This is a genomic window from Neorhizobium galegae, from assembly GCF_017877135.1.
GTDB lineage: Bacteria > Pseudomonadota > Alphaproteobacteria > Rhizobiales > Rhizobiaceae > Neorhizobium > Neorhizobium galegae_A.
This window is the reverse complement of the sequence record NZ_JAGIPH010000007.1, coordinates 14,814-28,374: the sequence shown is the minus strand read 5'-3', so window position 1 is coordinate 28,374 and position 13,561 is coordinate 14,814. Positions and strand designations below refer to the sequence as shown.

Here is a 13,561-nt window from a genome sequence, read left to right as displayed (position 1 = left end):
TGTTTTATTGTTTCACCGCGCCGGCGGTCAGACCGCTGACGAGATAGCGTTGCAGGAAGAAGATGACGATCATGGCAGGCGCAATGCCGACGAAGCTTGCGGCCATCAACTCGTTCCAGATCACTTCCTGGCGGCCGAAATAGGCGTAAAGCCCAACCGGCAAAGGCATGTATTCGGACTTCGCATTGAAGGTCAGCGCGAAGATGAACTGTTGGGCATAGGACCCGATGAAGGTGGTGATGGCGACCACTGTGATGCCGGGCATGGCAATCGGCAGGATCACGCGGCGCAGCGTGTAGAAATGGCTTGCCCCATCCACATAGGCCGCCTCGTCCAGCTCGCGCGGGATGCGCATGATATAGGTGCGCAGCAGCCAGATGGCCGACGGGATGAGAAAGGCGACGCCCGGCACAATCATGGCGAAATAGGTATTGAGCACGCCGAAGCTGCGCATCAGCCGAAAGAGCGGGATGAGGAGGACCGCGCCCGAAAACATGTTGACCGCGAGGAAGGCGCCGAGCAGCGTGCCTCGGCCCTTGAACTCGAAGCGGGCAAAGGCGTAGGCCGCCGGCACCACCATGGCGAGCACCACCGCGGTCACGATCGAGGAAATGAAGAAGGAATTGAAGATATACCGCCCAAAGCCCGGCACGCTCTCCCACATGGTACGGTAAGCGGCAAACGAGCCGTTTTCCGGGATGAACCGGTAGGGCGAGGAAAACAGCTGGCTGAGCGGCTTCAGCGACACCAGGAAGCCCTCGACGAAGGGCGACAGCACAAAGGACAGGAAGACGAAGATGCCGCAATAGATGCCGACGATCTCGTACCACTTGTAGCGATTGATCAGCTGCTGGGGCTCTTTCATCATTTCTCTCCGGCAGACAGGCGGCTGGTGACGCGGAAATAGCAAAGGCAGAAGATCGACAGGAAGATGCAGATCATCACCGCGCGCGCTGCCCCCTCACCGTATTTCTTCGAGCCGATGGCGGTACGGTAGGTGTCGATGATCATCGTCGTCGTTTCACCGTTCGGGCCACCCTGGGTAAGGATCCAGATGATGTCGAAGGAATTGAAGGTCGAGATCAGCGACAGCATCGACATGGTGATCATCGCCGGCACGAGGAGCGGCAGCGTGATGCGGCGGAAGCGGTAGAAGCGCCCTGCCCCATCCGTCCAGGCGGCCTCATAGAGATCCTGCGGGATCGACTGCATGGCGGCCAGCATGTACAGCGTCACCATGGGTACGCCGATCCACACATCGGTGATCACGGTGGCCCAGAAGGCGGTGGAGCCCTGCGCGAGGAAGGCGACCGGACCATCGACGACGCCGGCACGCTGCAGAAGGCCGGAAATCATGCCGAACTGGCCGTTATACATCCAGCCCCACATGAAGATGCCGATGGCCATGGGCACGATCCACGGTGGCATGGTCAGCACGCGAAACAGCGCGCGTCCCGGCACGGCAGCGTTCAGCATGGAGGCGCCGAACGTGCCGATGAGCATCTTGATGGACACCGAGAAGAAGGTCCACACGAAGGTGCGCGTGATGACCTCGGCAAAGGTGGCGTTGAAGATCTTGTCGTAATTCTCCCAGCCGACCCAGTTCGTCACCTTCTTCAGCGAGGCATCGGTGAAGGAGAGGATGAAGGTATCGACCAGCGGGTACGCAACGATCGTCAGCACATACAGGAGAGCCGGCGCCAGCAGCAGCCAGGCAAAGATGACAGCGCTTCGTCTGGCATGCATGGCGTTACTCCCTCACGCGGTCTTCGACTTGAGGGGCTGACCGTGCAGCAGCGTGTCGTAGCGCTCCCAGACAGGAGCCAGATCGACCACCTTGCGGCTCGCCCGCGCCTCGTCCATGGCCAGCGCCAGAATGCCGGCTTCGATGGCGTCGAGCGCCGAAACCGGCAGAGCCGCACCGGTCGTGATATGGGCAAAGACGTCGGCTGCCATCTGTTCGTCGGCGCCGTAATGGTGCGAGGTGGCAGACGGTGCCTGATAGCGGTTGCCGACGCGCTTTTCGCTGGTGTGGGCATCGTGCACGTCGAGGAAGCCGCGAACGAAATCGCCTTCCGCCATGCCCTTGGAACCGATCACGCAGAAACGGCGGAATTCGTCCGGCACGTTGAGATTGGTGTGGAAGGTCATCGAGGCGCCGCCTTCGTATTCGACGATGGCAGTCTGGTAGTCGATGATGTCGCCGTCGCTGTCGAACACCTTGTCGGAGCCCATCCAGCCGCTCGGCTTCTTGTGGTAGATTTCGAGATCGTTGACGCCGGAATTCTGCGGCGCGTTGCCCGGCACAAAGCTCTTGCGGCCGCCAAAGCTTGCGACGAAACGCGGACGCTGGCCGACGACGCCGTTATAGAGATCGAGGTCGTGGCAGCACTTTTCCAGCATGAAGCCGCCGGCATAACGGCCGTAGCGGCGCCAGTCGCGCATGAAGAAGGCGCCGTGGTAAGGCGCGATGTGCTCGGAAGCCTCGATGGAGACGACATCGCCGAGGAGACCCTTGGCCTGGGCTTCCCGAAGGTCGCGGTAAAGCGGCGAGTAGCGCAGCACGAGCCCGACCAGCAGCCGGTCATGGCCATAGGTGTTGAGGAGAGCGGCCAGCGCATAGCTTTCCTCGATCGAGACGACGATCGGCTTTTCGGTGAACACGGTAAGACCCGCTTCAAGCCCGATGCGGATATGTTCAAGATGCAGGTGATTGGGCGAGCCGATCATCAGAAGATCGAATTTTTCGGACGCAATCAACTCCTCGGGGGTGGCATAGGCCTTGCCCGGCGAGATGCCAGCCTCCGTCAGGCGCGGCAGACCGGCAGGCGCCGGATCGACATAACCGACGATCTCGAAATCGGGGTCGATATCCTTGAATGCGCGTCCCAGATAGCCCAGTCGGAATCCGAGCCCGATAATGGCGACCTTCATTGTGGCCTGTTCCCTGTTTTCGTAATTATTTTTCTTAGCCTGTGGCAGATGCCGGATTTCGTCAACCAAAAAACGCCGTTCGGTAAATTTCCTGAAATTCCTTTTCATGGCTCGCCGCGTGTTGCGCAGCCGGCAGCGTAAAAGGGTATCTCGGAAATCTGGTGGTTGCTGCACCCCGTCATTCTGTCCAGTCAATGCGATAACAATACCAAAAAAATGCCAATCGTCTACCGGTTCCGTTACAAAAATTCCAAAACTGTCGTTTTCACTGGAGAACAACGAGAAATCCGGTGTTATTAGACGGAATTCACATATCCAATAAAACCATTTGCGGATTTGGTATGGCGTTGGTATTGTCCCCGCTTACGAAACGGTAAACGGAAGCCGGGCTTTGCGGGGTGGTTCGCCTGCTGCAATCCTCTGCTTCCAGCGCAATGGGGGATCGGTATGGCAATGGAGGAGGTTCTGCCGCTGGCGCAGCTCCAGGCCGTGCGCGGCGGTCCACTTTATCTCAAGCTGAAGAACATGATCGAAGACGCCGTGGTGTCCGGTCGCCTGAAGCATGGCGATGCCCTCCCCGCAGAACGGGACATTGCCGATGAGGCGGCGATCTCGCGCGTGACGGTGCGCAAGGCGATCGATGATCTTGTGGATCAGGGGCTTCTGGTGCGCCGGCGTGGTTCCGGCACCTTTGTCGTCAAGCCGGTGCCGCGCATGCAGCAGCCGCTGACGCGGCTCACCTCGTTTTCGGAAGACATGCGCCGGCGCGGCATGGTGCCCGGCTCCCGCTGGCTCGACCGCGGCATCTTCGATCCAACCTCCGAGGAAACCATGACGCTCGGGCTTTCCGGCACCGCCCGGGTCTGTCGCATCACGCGCCTGCGCACCGCCAACGACATGCCGATCGCGCTGGAGCGCACCAGCCTTGCCGATGACATGCTGCCCGATCCCGATGTCGTGGAAAACTCGCTCTACCAGGCGCTTGCCCAGCGCAACATCCGGCCGGTGCGGGCCAATCAGCGCATCTGCGCGGTGCTCTTGAAGGACGAAGAGACCGAACTTCTCGGAGTTCCGCCCGGTTCGGCAGCGCTGTCTGTCCAGCGCATCGCCTATCTCGACAGCGGGCGCGTGATGGAAGTGTCCACCGCCCTTTACCGCAGCGACGCCTATGATCTCGTCGCCGAACTCACCATCGGCGCCTGACGCCACGCCCAATTCGAAAGGCTTTTTCATGACTTCCATCATGCGCCAGGAGATCAACCAGATCCCGGCCGTTGCTTCCGATCTTCTTGTGAAGAGCCAGGGGGCCATTGAAGCGGCAGGCGCGGCCCTGCGCGAGCGGGATCCGGCCGTCGTTGTCACCATCGCGCGCGGATCCTCCGACCATGCGGCGCATTTCCTCAAATACGCCATCGAACTGGAGCTCGGCATTCCGGTCGCCTCCATCGGGCCGTCGCTGAGCTCGATTTACGATGCGCCGCTGCGGCTTGAGCGGGCAGCCGCCATCGCTGTCTCTCAGTCGGGGGCAAGCCCCGATATCGTCTCGCTTGCCCGCAGCGCCAAAGCCGGCGGCGCCTTGACGATTGCGCTTGCCAATACAGTGCCCTCGCCGCTTGCCGATGCGGCGACCATGGCGATCGACATTCAGGCCGGGCCGGAAATTGCCGTTGCCGCGACAAAATCCTTCGTCAATTCGATCGTCACGGGCCTTGCCATCCTGGCGGCCTGGAAGAAAGACGATGGCCTGCAAAAGGCGGTGTCGGACCTTCCCCAGTATTTCGAAAAGGCGCTGTCGCTCGACTGGAGCCAGCTGGTCGCGCCGCTTGCCACCTGCGATTCGCTCTACATGCTCGGTCGCGGTCCCTCGCTGGCCATTGCCTCGGAAGCGGCGCTGAAATGCAAGGAAACCTGCGAACTGCATGCAGAAGCCTATTCCTCGGCCGAGGTTCTGCACGGGCCGGTATCGCTGGTGGCAGCTGATTTTCCGATCATCGCCTTTGCCGCGCGTGACAAGGCCGAAGCGTCTGTTGCCGAAACCGCCTCAAAGCTTGTCGACAAGAACGCGGCGATCTACCTCACCTCGAGCCTCGGGCATGGGCCGAAATCTCTGCCGGTCGTAGAAACCGGGCATCCGCTGACCGATGCGCTCTGCCTCATCATTCCCTATTACGGCATGGTCGAAACCCTCTCGCTTCGGCGCGGCTTCAATCCCGACAAGCCGGCGGCCCTGAAGAAGGTAACGGAAACCCGATGAGCATGTCGTCTTCACCTGCCGGCACGCCGCCCACCGAAATGCCAAGCGATATCATGGTGACGGGCGGCCGGATCTTTGATGGTCAGCGCTTTCTGGAAAAGCATGTGCTTGTGGTTGAGGGCGGCAAGATCGCGGCCATCCTTCCCGAGGACGCTGCTTTGCCCTCCCTCCCCCGCATCGATGCGCAGGGCGCTCTGGTCGCGGCCGGCTTCATCGACCTGCAGGTGAATGGCGGCGGCGGCGTGCTGCTCAACAACCAGCCGACTGCCGACGGGATTGCGACCATCTGCGCGGCGCACGCGCGTTTCGGCACGACCTCCTTGCTGGCGACGCTGATCACCGACACGGTGGAGCTGCGCACGACGGTCCTCTCCGCCGGCCGCAAAGCGCACGAAGCCCGCATTCCCGGTTTTCTCGGCCTGCATCTCGAAGGACCGCATCTCTCCATCGCGCGCAAGGGCACGCATGATCCTGCCCTGATCCGGCCGATGACCGAGGCCGACCTTGCCGTTCTCGTCGAGGCGGCGGGCTCGTTCGGCAAGGCGCTGATCACCATTGCCCCGGAAAACGTCACGCCGCAGCAGGTGGCCGCACTGAAGGCTGCCGGCTATGTGGTAAGCCTTGGCCATACGGATGTTGGTGCGGCAACTGTTCTTGCCTATGCGGATGCCGGCGCCTCGATGGTCACGCATCTCTTCAATGCCATGAGCCAGCTTGGCAATCGCGAACCGGGCGTGGTGGGGGCGGCACTTTCCGATAGGCGCCTGTCCTGCGGCCTGATTGCCGACGGCTTCCATGTAGACCCTGTCTCGATGAGGGTTGCGGTGCGGGCCAAGCAGGGGCCGGCCAGGATCTTCCTCGTCACGGACGCCATGTCGACGATCGGCACCGATCAGACAGGGTTCAACCTCAATGGCCGCCAGGTCTATCGCCGCGACGGGCGGCTGACGCTGGCCGACGGGACGCTGGCTGGGGCCGATATCGACATGATGTCCTGCGTCCGGTTTGTTCACGAGAGGCTGAACCTGCCGCTTGCCGAAGCGCTCAACATGGCCTCTCTTTATCCGGCGGAGGCGATTGGCGCTGACACGAAAGGACAGCTGATGGCGGGCCGCGATGCCGATTTCATCCTCCTGGATGACAAGCTCAATCTCCTTTCCACCTGGATCGGCGGCATGCCGGTGCATGGCGCCAAGTCGCCGGTATTCGTATCATGATCGTGTGTTTCGACATTGGCGGAACAGCCATCAAGGGGGCAATTGCCACTTCTGCCCAGGATATCCGCCCCCTGCCGCGTCAGCCGACGCCGCTTCATGACTTTTCAGCCTTCGTCGCCACCATGCGCGCCGTCATCGACCAGGCGCCGGAACAGCCGTCCTGTGTTGCCCTGTCCATTGCCGGCATCATTGATCCGGACAGCCGCCGCGCGGTGGTGGCCAATGTTCCGTGTATTCACGGCCGGCTGTTGCAGGACGATCTTGAGACTGCCCTTGGGCTTCCGGTGAAGATCGCCAATGACGCGGACAGCTTTGTGCTGGCAGAGGCCGGCATCGGCGCCGGGCGCGGCCACCGCGTCGTCTTCGGCGTCATTCTTGGCACCGGTGTCGGTGGCGGGCTGGTGATCGACGGCAAGCTGATCAACAGCGAAGGTGGCTTTGCCGGCGAATGGGGCCATGGGCCGGTTGCCGCAACGCAGGCCGGTACTCCACCGGCTGAACTGCCGCGCTTCCGCTGCGGCTGCGGCCTTGATGGATGCATCGACGCGGTGTGCAGCGCGCGCGGCATGGAAAAGCTTCACGCCCATCTCCACGCCAAGATGCTGACCAGCGAAGAGATCATCGCCGACTGGCAACGGCAGGATCCCGATGCCGTGCGCACCATCGATGTGTATGTCGATATCCTCTCTGGGCCACTGGCGCTGGTTGCCAATGTCACCGGCGCCACCATCATGCCGGTCGGCGGCGGCCTGTCCAATTCGCTGGAATTGCTCGAGGCCATCGATCATGCGGTTCGGGCGCGCATCCTGCGCAAGTTCGCGCGGCCGCTGGTGGTGAAGGCCGAATGCCAGATCGAGCCGGGCCTGATAGGGGCGGCAATTCTGGGCCTTGGTGGCTGATCAGGGACTGGATGAGGGCGGCTTTTTCGGCTGCCCTCGTCTTTCTTATTTCACGGCGCAAATGGCATAGCGATGCTGGGTTGCCCGCTCGAGGCCCTTCAGGAAGCTAAAATTCTTCTTCTGCGCTCGATGGATCGCCCGCATGTCGGTATCCACGGTGACCGACGAGAAGCCTGTGGCCTTCAGCAATTCCACGACTGCTTCGGCCCGCGCACCCTTTGAAAAGTAGACCCGCGACAGGATGCTGCGATGGGTCTCGGCAAGGCTTGCGCCCGGTCCATGCAGCGGGCGTTGCGCGCCGATGCCGAAGGTCTTCAGCGCCTCGGCAACGCGGCCGGCAAGGCGCGCGACAAGACCTTGATTGACGAAATCGCCGTCGACGATCAACAGCCGCCCGCCGGGCTTCAGCACACGGTGCCATTCGAGGAAGGCGGCTTTCGGATCGACCAGCGTCCACACCAGATGGCGGTTGGTAATGACGTCATAGGCATTGTCGGGCTCCAGCGTGTTTTCCGCGTCCCCCAGGAAGAAGCGGATTGTGCGCCCGCGTGCCTCGGCCTTCGCCCGCGCCCGCTCGAGCATCGGCTCGGCCCAGTCCATGCCGGTGACGGAAAAGCCGAGATCATCCATGAGATGCGAAACGACGCCGGTGCCGGATGCGAGGTCAAGCGCCTTTCGACCCTTTCCATCACCAAGATGGCGCCGGATCAGCGCATGCCATGCCGCCCGTTCGCTCTCGGAAAAGATCTCGTGCCCGGGCTGCGTATCGAATGTTTCGGCCCGCTGCGACCAGTAGGCCTTGATCTCGTCCTTGAGGTTGTAGTTCGTCTGCGTTGCCAACTGCTGCATGAATTCGGTCCGTCAGGCTGTAAATGCTTGGAATTCTTCTAAAAGATAATTCTTGACGAGAAAAGTCATAAAACCATAAAAGCGCCCGGAAACGACTAAATGGAGACCATCGTGTTCAAGTTTTCGGGGGCGGTTCTGGCCGCGACACTGTCGCTGACGTTTGCAGCAGGCGTGGCTGAGGCGGGGGAAAAGATCAAGGTCAAGGACATTACCGGGCGTGAAGTCGAGGTCAGCGTTCCTGTCGAGCGGGTGATCCTCGGCGAAGGCCGCCAGATCTATTTCACCGGCGCCATGGATACGGACGCGCCGTTCAAGCGCATCGTCGGCTGGCGCGATGATTTCCAGAAGGCCGATCTCGACGGCTACAATATCTACCTCAAGAAATTCCCCGAGATGGCAAAGATCCCGACCTTCGGCGGCATGAAGGACGGCACGTTCGATATCGAGCAGGCCGTGACGCTGAAGCCCGATGTCATCATCATGAACATCGATGCCAAGTCGGCGACAGAAGAGAGCGGTTATATCGAGAAGCTCTCCAAGGTCGGCATCCCGCTGGTCTACGTCGATTTCCGGGAAAAATCGCTGGAAAATACCGATCCGTCCATGCGTCTCATCGGAACCCTGTTCGGCAAGGAACAGAAGGCGGACGAATTCATTCGGTTCCACGACGCGCAGATCGCCCGCGTCACCGACGTGATCGCAAAGGCCAAGGACCTGAAGAAGCCCGTCGTGTTCATGGAGCGCGCCGGTGGCTACAGCGATGATTGCTGCATGTCCTTCGGCCCGGAGAATTTCGGCAAGATGGTCGAGATGGCCGGCGGCATCAATCTCGCCACCGGCATCATTCCCGGCACCTTCGGGACCGTCAACCCGGAGCAGATCATTGCGTCCAACCCGGACCAGGTGATCGTGACCGGCGCCAACTGGGAGCTTTATGTTCCGGGTGGCGCATGGGTGGGCGTTGGCCCGGGCGCTGACAAGGCGCTGGCAAAGAAGAAGCTCTCTGCCTTGATGGCGCGCCCGGCCTTTACCGATATCAAGGCCGTCAAGGAGGGCAATGTCCACGCGGTCTGGCACCAGTTCTACAACAACCCGTACCAGTTCGTCGCCATCCAGCAGATTGCCAAGTGGCTTCATCCCGACCTGTTTGCCGATCTCGATCCGGAAGCGACTTTCCAGGAACTGCACACCCGCTTCCTGCCGGTCGATTACCACACCGGTTACTTCGTGTCGTTGAACGACAAGAACTGATGAGGCCGCATCCGGCAGGTTCAAGCCTGCCGGATGCCTTTGCCAAGGAGAGACTCCCCATGTTTTCAGCAGTTTCGCGAGCGCTTGTCGCTCTTTTGCCGTTTCTGGCGAGCCCCGTCCTTGCGGCGGAAATCACCGACGCCGCCGGTCGTGTGGTAGACGTCGAGCTGCCGGCTCGACGTGTCATCGTCGGCGAAGCACGCCAGGTGCATGTGATTGCGGCGCTGAAAGGGGAGCATACTTTCGATACCATCGTCGGCTGGCGCGATGATCTGGTGAAGAAGGACCCCGATAGCTATGACGCCTATGTGGAGCATTTCCCGGCAATCGCCGACCTGCCCCGCTTCGGCTATGTGCCGCAAGGCGATTTCGATCTCGAAAGCGCCATTGCCCTGCAGCCGGATGTGATCACGCTCAATCTCGAAGCGGCAAAGATTGCCAAAGAAGCGGGGTTCGAGGACAAGGCGGCGGCGGCCGGCATCAAGGTCGTCTATCTCGATTTCCGGCTCGATCCGGACAAGAACACGGAAAAATCCATCGACATCCTGGGCAAGCTGTTTGGCGCGACCGACCGGGCTGAGGCGTTCAAGGCCTATCGCCGCGCCGAGATTGCCCGCGTGACCGATCGCCTGGCCGGCGTGAAGGACCTGAAACGCCCGAAAGTCTTCATCGAGCGCGCACCCGGCATATCGGGTGAGAACAACTGCTGCCGCACATTCGGCCCTTACAATTTCGGCAAGATGGTCGATCAGGCGGGTGGCGACAATATTGCCAACGGCATCATTACCACCACGTTCGGCGACCTTAACCCTGAGCAGCTTGTCGTCTCCGATCCGGACCATGTGATCGTCACCGGTTCCAACTGGGCGGCTGAAAGCGACATCAACCAGTTCGTCTCGGTCGGTCGCGGTGCGGACCTTGCGGCGGCGCGGGTAAAGCTATCAAGCCTGATGACGCGCACGCCCTTTCCGGAGGTGAAGGCTGTCAAGAACGGCGCAGTCCATGCCGTCTGGCACCAGTTCTATGGCGCGCCGTATGAATTCGTTCCGATCCAGCAATTTGCCAAGTGGTTCCACCCGGAGCTTTTTGCCGATCTCGACCCGGAGCAGACGTTCCGGGATTTCCACGAGAAATTCCTGCCGGTCACCTACAAGACCGGCTATTTCGTTTCCCTCGACAAAGGCGTGAACTGATGGTGGCCGTTTTGCAGGACCAGCCGATCGTGGAGGGGCGCGGTCGCTACCGCGCTCTTGCCGCGCGCCGCATTCTTATTCTAAGCGGCCTTGCGCTGGCACTGGCGCTCAGCATTTCGATCGATATCGGGCTTGGGCCGGCGCGCTATACGCTGGGCGAAGTTCTCTCCGCCATCTTCATGCCGGACACGGTGTCGAACCAGTTGCGCGTCGTCGTCTGGGATATCCGCATGCCGATTGCGCTGATGGCGGTGACTGTCGGGGCCTGCCTGTCGCTGGCCGGCGCGCAGATGCAGACGATCCTTGCCAATCCGCTCGCAAGCCCGTTCACGCTTGGCATTTCGGCTGCGGCCGGCTTTGGTGCGGCGCTTGCCCTGGTGGCGGGCGTGGCTGTCTTTCCGGCGGCCATCCAGTTCATGGTGCCGATCAATGCTTTCCTGATGGCCATGCTCGCCTCGCTGTTCATCTATGGCGTCTCGACGCTGCGTGGGGTGTCGGTGGAAACCATCGTTCTGCTCGGTATTGCGCTGGTCTTCACCTTCAATGCGCTTTTATCGCTGCTGCAATATCTGGCCTCCGAACAGGCGCTGGCAGCCGTCGTGTTCTGGACCATGGGCAGCCTCACCAAGGCGACGTGGATGAAGGTTGCCGTCACCTTTGGCGTGCTGGTGATCTGCGTGCCTCTGTTTGCCCGTCGCGCCTGGGCGCTGACGGCGTTGAGGCTCGGCGATGACAAGGCGGCAAGCCTCGGTGTTAACGTGCGCGGCCTGCGGCTCGAAACCATGATGCTGGTGAGCCTGCTTGCCGCCATCCCGGTTTCCTTTGTCGGCACGATCGGCTTTGTCGGCCTCGTCGGGCCGCACATCGCCCGCATGGTGGTGGGCGAAGACCAGCGCTTCTTCCTGCCGGGCTCCGTCATCTGCGGCGCACTTCTGTTGTCCGCCACCTCGGTCGTCTCGAAAATGCTGATCCCTGGCGCCATCCTGCCGATCGGCGTCATCACCGCGCTTGTCGGTGTCCCCTTCTTCTTTTCGCTGATCTTCACCAACAGGAGGCGCGCATGGTAGCCCTGAAGCTCGAGGATGTCGGCGCGCATTACGGACGGGTGCAGGTTTTTGAAGCGATCTCCACCGACTGGCTGAAGGGCGGCACGCTGACGGCCTTGATCGGGCCGAACGCTGCGGGAAAATCGACGCTCTTCAAGCGTATTGCCGGCCTGTTGAAGGGGGCGGGTGTCGTGACCGTCGAGGATGTGCGCGAAGGATTTCGGCCCATCTGCTACATGCCGCAGGATACCGGCGCCAATGCGGTGCTGACGGTTTACGAATCGATCCTGCTGGCGGCCAAGCAAGGGTCCGGCTGGCGGGTTGCGGATGGCGACCTAAGCGAGATCGACCGGCTTCTGTCGGCTCTGCACATTTCCGACCTTGCCTTTCGCGACCTCGGCGCCTTATCCGGCGGCCAGCGCCAGCTGGTGGCGATTGCGCAGGCGCTGGTGCGCAAGCCGGAAGTGCTGCTGATGGATGAGCCGACGTCTGCGCTTGATCTGTTTCGCCAGATTGAGGTGCTGGAATTCATGAAGCGTCTGGCGATGGCCGAAGGCATGGCGGTGCTGATCGCCCTGCACGATCTGAACCATGCGCTTCGTTACTGTTCGCAGACGCTGGTGATTTCCGGCGGCAAGCTTCTGGCGAGCGGCGCGACGTTGGACGTGATTACGCCCGCCATGCTGCGCGACGTCTACCGGGTCGATGCGCGTGTGGAAAACTGCACGCAGGGGCGCCCGCTGGTGATTGTCGACGGCACCGCCTGAGGTTCTCCCCTCCCCTCTCCTTCCCTTCGCAAGAGGGGAGGGGAAGGCGGCCAGTGCGCGTTTAGACCTCCCCGAGGGTGATCTCCGGCGTAAACTCGATCGTCGGGGAAAGCCCGTCCCTGCCCTTTCGAAGGGCCGCAAGTGCCAGTTGCGCGGCGCTTTCTCCCATCTCGCGGCGCGGTGAGCGGGATGTGGCGATGCTGACCGGCAGTGCGCTTGCGAGATCCAGTCCGTTGAACCCGGCAATTAGGATCTTACTCGGCACGCTCACCTGCATTTCCATGCAGGCAAACAGACCGCCGGCAGCCATGTCGTCATTGGAGTAATAGAGACAGTCCAGATCGGCGCACTTCTCGACAAGCCGTTTCGTCAGCGCCTTGCCGAGAACCGCAGAGGATCCGGCCGGCGCTGTTTCTTCGGCCAGAAACTGAAGACCCTCAGCCGCAAGCGCTCGCGCAAAGCCGGTCTTGCGCTTGCCGGCGCGCAAATCCTTGTCGAGCGCGCTGCCGATATAGCCGAACCGCCGGCGACCCGCCTTGATCAGCGCCTTTGCCATCGCCTCGCCGGCCATGTGGTGCGACAGGCCGACATTGAAATCAACCGGCGTGCCGTCGAGATCCATGATCTGGATGACCGGGATGTCGGCCTGCTTCAACAGCCTCACCGTCTCTTCGGGCTGGTCGAGGCCGGTGACGATGATGGCAGCGGGGCGCCAGGACAGCATGTTTCGGATGATATCGCGCTCCTTGTCCGGGTCGTAATCGGAAATGCCGAACACCGCCTGCATGCCGGACCCCTCAAGACCCGCCGTGATACCGGACAGAACCTCCGGGAAGACGATGTTCGACATGCTGGGCACGACGACGCTGACGAGGTTGGTATTCTGCGACGACAGCGACAGCGCCAGCCGGTTGCCGACATAGCCCAGCTGTTCGGCCGCAAGCTTCACCTTGGCTATGCTTTCCTGCGACACGTCGGCGGCACCGCGCAGCGCGCGCGAGGCAGTCATCTTGCTGACGCCCGCGGCAAGCGCAACTTCTTCAAGAGTGGGTCTTCGCATGGAACGTGTCTGTCCTTGGCATGCCGGATCGGGATCGGGCGGCGTTGAGGCTTGTGGTCAGGCTTTAAGTCCGCGTCTGTCAAACGTCCTT

At 61.5% G+C, this 13,561-nt stretch carries 13 protein-coding genes; 8 read left to right on the top strand and 5 right to left on the bottom strand.

The window, feature by feature from the left end:
• Positions 1 to 4 precede the first annotated feature (4 nt).
• The 3 genes from J2858_RS18710 to J2858_RS18700 are packed head-to-tail and all read right to left on the bottom strand — an operon-like array spanning position 5 to position 2,934.
• On the bottom strand, positions 5 to 865 hold the full coding sequence (locus J2858_RS18710; protein ID WP_210106553.1) for a carbohydrate ABC transporter permease: 861 nt from the start codon (positions 863 to 865) through the stop codon (positions 5 to 7).
• Positions 865 to 1,746: a carbohydrate ABC transporter permease gene (locus J2858_RS18705; RefSeq protein WP_210106371.1), complete on the bottom strand. Its 882-nt coding sequence runs from the start codon at positions 1,744 to 1,746 to the stop codon at positions 865 to 867. The genes J2858_RS18710 and J2858_RS18705 overlap by 1 nt, the downstream gene beginning before the upstream one ends.
• A gap of 12 nt (positions 1,747 to 1,758) precedes the next feature.
• Entirely contained in the window at positions 1,759 to 2,934 is a 1,176-nt protein-coding gene (locus tag J2858_RS18700) for a Gfo/Idh/MocA family protein (RefSeq protein WP_210106370.1), read from the bottom strand.
• A 453-nt stretch (positions 2,935 to 3,387) separates the two neighbouring features.
• Here J2858_RS18700 and J2858_RS18695 point away from each other — a divergent pair, with 453 nt between their 5' ends.
• Genes J2858_RS18695 through J2858_RS18680 form a run of 4 tightly spaced genes read left to right on the top strand, consistent with a single transcriptional unit; the run spans position 3,388 to position 7,304 of the window.
• Positions 3,388 to 4,137 (top strand): GntR family transcriptional regulator, encoded by a 750-nt coding sequence (locus tag J2858_RS18695; protein WP_210106552.1) that lies wholly within the window; start codon positions 3,388 to 3,390, stop codon positions 4,135 to 4,137.
• A 28-nt stretch (positions 4,138 to 4,165) separates the two neighbouring features.
• Complete coding sequence (locus J2858_RS18690) at positions 4,166 to 5,188, top strand: SIS domain-containing protein (RefSeq protein ID WP_210106369.1); 1,023 nt, start codon at positions 4,166 to 4,168, stop codon at positions 5,186 to 5,188.
• 38 nt (positions 5,189 to 5,226) lie between these two features.
• Positions 5,227 to 6,405 carry an N-acetylglucosamine-6-phosphate deacetylase gene (gene nagA / locus J2858_RS18685; RefSeq protein WP_210106551.1) on the top strand — a complete coding sequence of 393 codons (1,179 nt, stop codon included), beginning with the start codon at positions 5,227 to 5,229 and terminating at the stop codon, positions 6,403 to 6,405.
• Positions 6,402 to 7,304, top strand: a complete 903-nt coding sequence (locus tag J2858_RS18680) for an ROK family protein (RefSeq protein WP_210106368.1) — start codon at positions 6,402 to 6,404, stop codon at positions 7,302 to 7,304. The genes nagA and J2858_RS18680 overlap by 4 nt, the downstream gene beginning before the upstream one ends.
• A 45-nt stretch (positions 7,305 to 7,349) precedes the next feature.
• Here J2858_RS18680 and J2858_RS18675 read toward each other — a convergent pair whose 3' ends face one another.
• On the bottom strand, positions 7,350 to 8,153 hold the full coding sequence (locus J2858_RS18675; protein ID WP_210106367.1) for a class I SAM-dependent methyltransferase: 804 nt from the start codon (positions 8,151 to 8,153) through the stop codon (positions 7,350 to 7,352).
• Between the two features lie 147 nt (positions 8,154 to 8,300).
• Between J2858_RS18675 and J2858_RS18670 the strand changes: the two genes are divergently transcribed.
• Genes J2858_RS18670 through J2858_RS18655 form a run of 4 tightly spaced genes read left to right on the top strand, consistent with a single transcriptional unit; the run spans position 8,301 to position 12,410 of the window.
• A complete protein-coding gene (locus tag J2858_RS18670; RefSeq protein WP_432443380.1) occupies positions 8,301 to 9,404 on the top strand; it encodes an ABC transporter substrate-binding protein in 1,104 nt (367 codons plus the stop codon).
• A gap of 59 nt (positions 9,405 to 9,463) precedes the next feature.
• On the top strand, positions 9,464 to 10,597 hold the full coding sequence (locus J2858_RS18665; protein WP_245366681.1) for an ABC transporter substrate-binding protein: 1,134 nt from the start codon (positions 9,464 to 9,466) through the stop codon (positions 10,595 to 10,597).
• Positions 10,597 to 11,664 carry a FecCD family ABC transporter permease gene (locus tag J2858_RS18660; protein WP_210106364.1) on the top strand — a complete coding sequence of 356 codons (1,068 nt, stop codon included), beginning with the start codon at positions 10,597 to 10,599 and terminating at the stop codon, positions 11,662 to 11,664. The genes J2858_RS18665 and J2858_RS18660 overlap by 1 nt, the downstream gene beginning before the upstream one ends.
• On the top strand, positions 11,658 to 12,410 hold the full coding sequence (locus J2858_RS18655; protein WP_210106363.1) for an ABC transporter ATP-binding protein: 753 nt from the start codon (positions 11,658 to 11,660) through the stop codon (positions 12,408 to 12,410). Before J2858_RS18660 ends, J2858_RS18655 begins: the two co-directional genes overlap by 7 nt.
• Before the next feature lie 61 nt (positions 12,411 to 12,471).
• Here J2858_RS18655 and J2858_RS18650 read toward each other — a convergent pair whose 3' ends face one another.
• Entirely contained in the window at positions 12,472 to 13,470 is a 999-nt protein-coding gene (locus tag J2858_RS18650) for a LacI family DNA-binding transcriptional regulator (protein WP_210106362.1), read from the bottom strand.
• Positions 13,471 to 13,561 lie beyond the last annotated feature (91 nt).

Coding starts and splice junctions, on each gene's coding strand:
- J2858_RS18710 (WP_210106553.1), bottom strand. CDS start 865: ATGAAAGAGCCCCAGCAGCTGATCAATCGCTACAAGTGGTACGAGATC.
- J2858_RS18705 (WP_210106371.1), bottom strand. CDS start 1,746: ATGCATGCCAGACGAAGCGCTGTCATCTTTGCCTGGCTGCTGCTGGCG.
- J2858_RS18700 (WP_210106370.1), bottom strand. CDS start 2,934: ATGAAGGTCGCCATTATCGGGCTCGGATTCCGACTGGGCTATCTGGGA.
- J2858_RS18695 (WP_210106552.1), top strand. CDS start 3,388: ATGGAGGAGGTTCTGCCGCTGGCGCAGCTCCAGGCCGTGCGCGGCGGT.
- J2858_RS18690 (WP_210106369.1), top strand. CDS start 4,166: ATGACTTCCATCATGCGCCAGGAGATCAACCAGATCCCGGCCGTTGCT.
- nagA (WP_210106551.1), top strand. CDS start 5,227: ATGCCAAGCGATATCATGGTGACGGGCGGCCGGATCTTTGATGGTCAG.
- J2858_RS18680 (WP_210106368.1), top strand. CDS start 6,402: ATGATCGTGTGTTTCGACATTGGCGGAACAGCCATCAAGGGGGCAATT.
- J2858_RS18675 (WP_210106367.1), bottom strand. CDS start 8,153: ATGCAGCAGTTGGCAACGCAGACGAACTACAACCTCAAGGACGAGATC.
- J2858_RS18665 (WP_245366681.1), top strand. CDS start 9,464: ATGTTTTCAGCAGTTTCGCGAGCGCTTGTCGCTCTTTTGCCGTTTCTG.
- J2858_RS18660 (WP_210106364.1), top strand. CDS start 10,597: ATGGTGGCCGTTTTGCAGGACCAGCCGATCGTGGAGGGGCGCGGTCGC.
- J2858_RS18655 (WP_210106363.1), top strand. CDS start 11,658: ATGGTAGCCCTGAAGCTCGAGGATGTCGGCGCGCATTACGGACGGGTG.
- J2858_RS18650 (WP_210106362.1), bottom strand. CDS start 13,470: ATGCGAAGACCCACTCTTGAAGAAGTTGCGCTTGCCGCGGGCGTCAGC.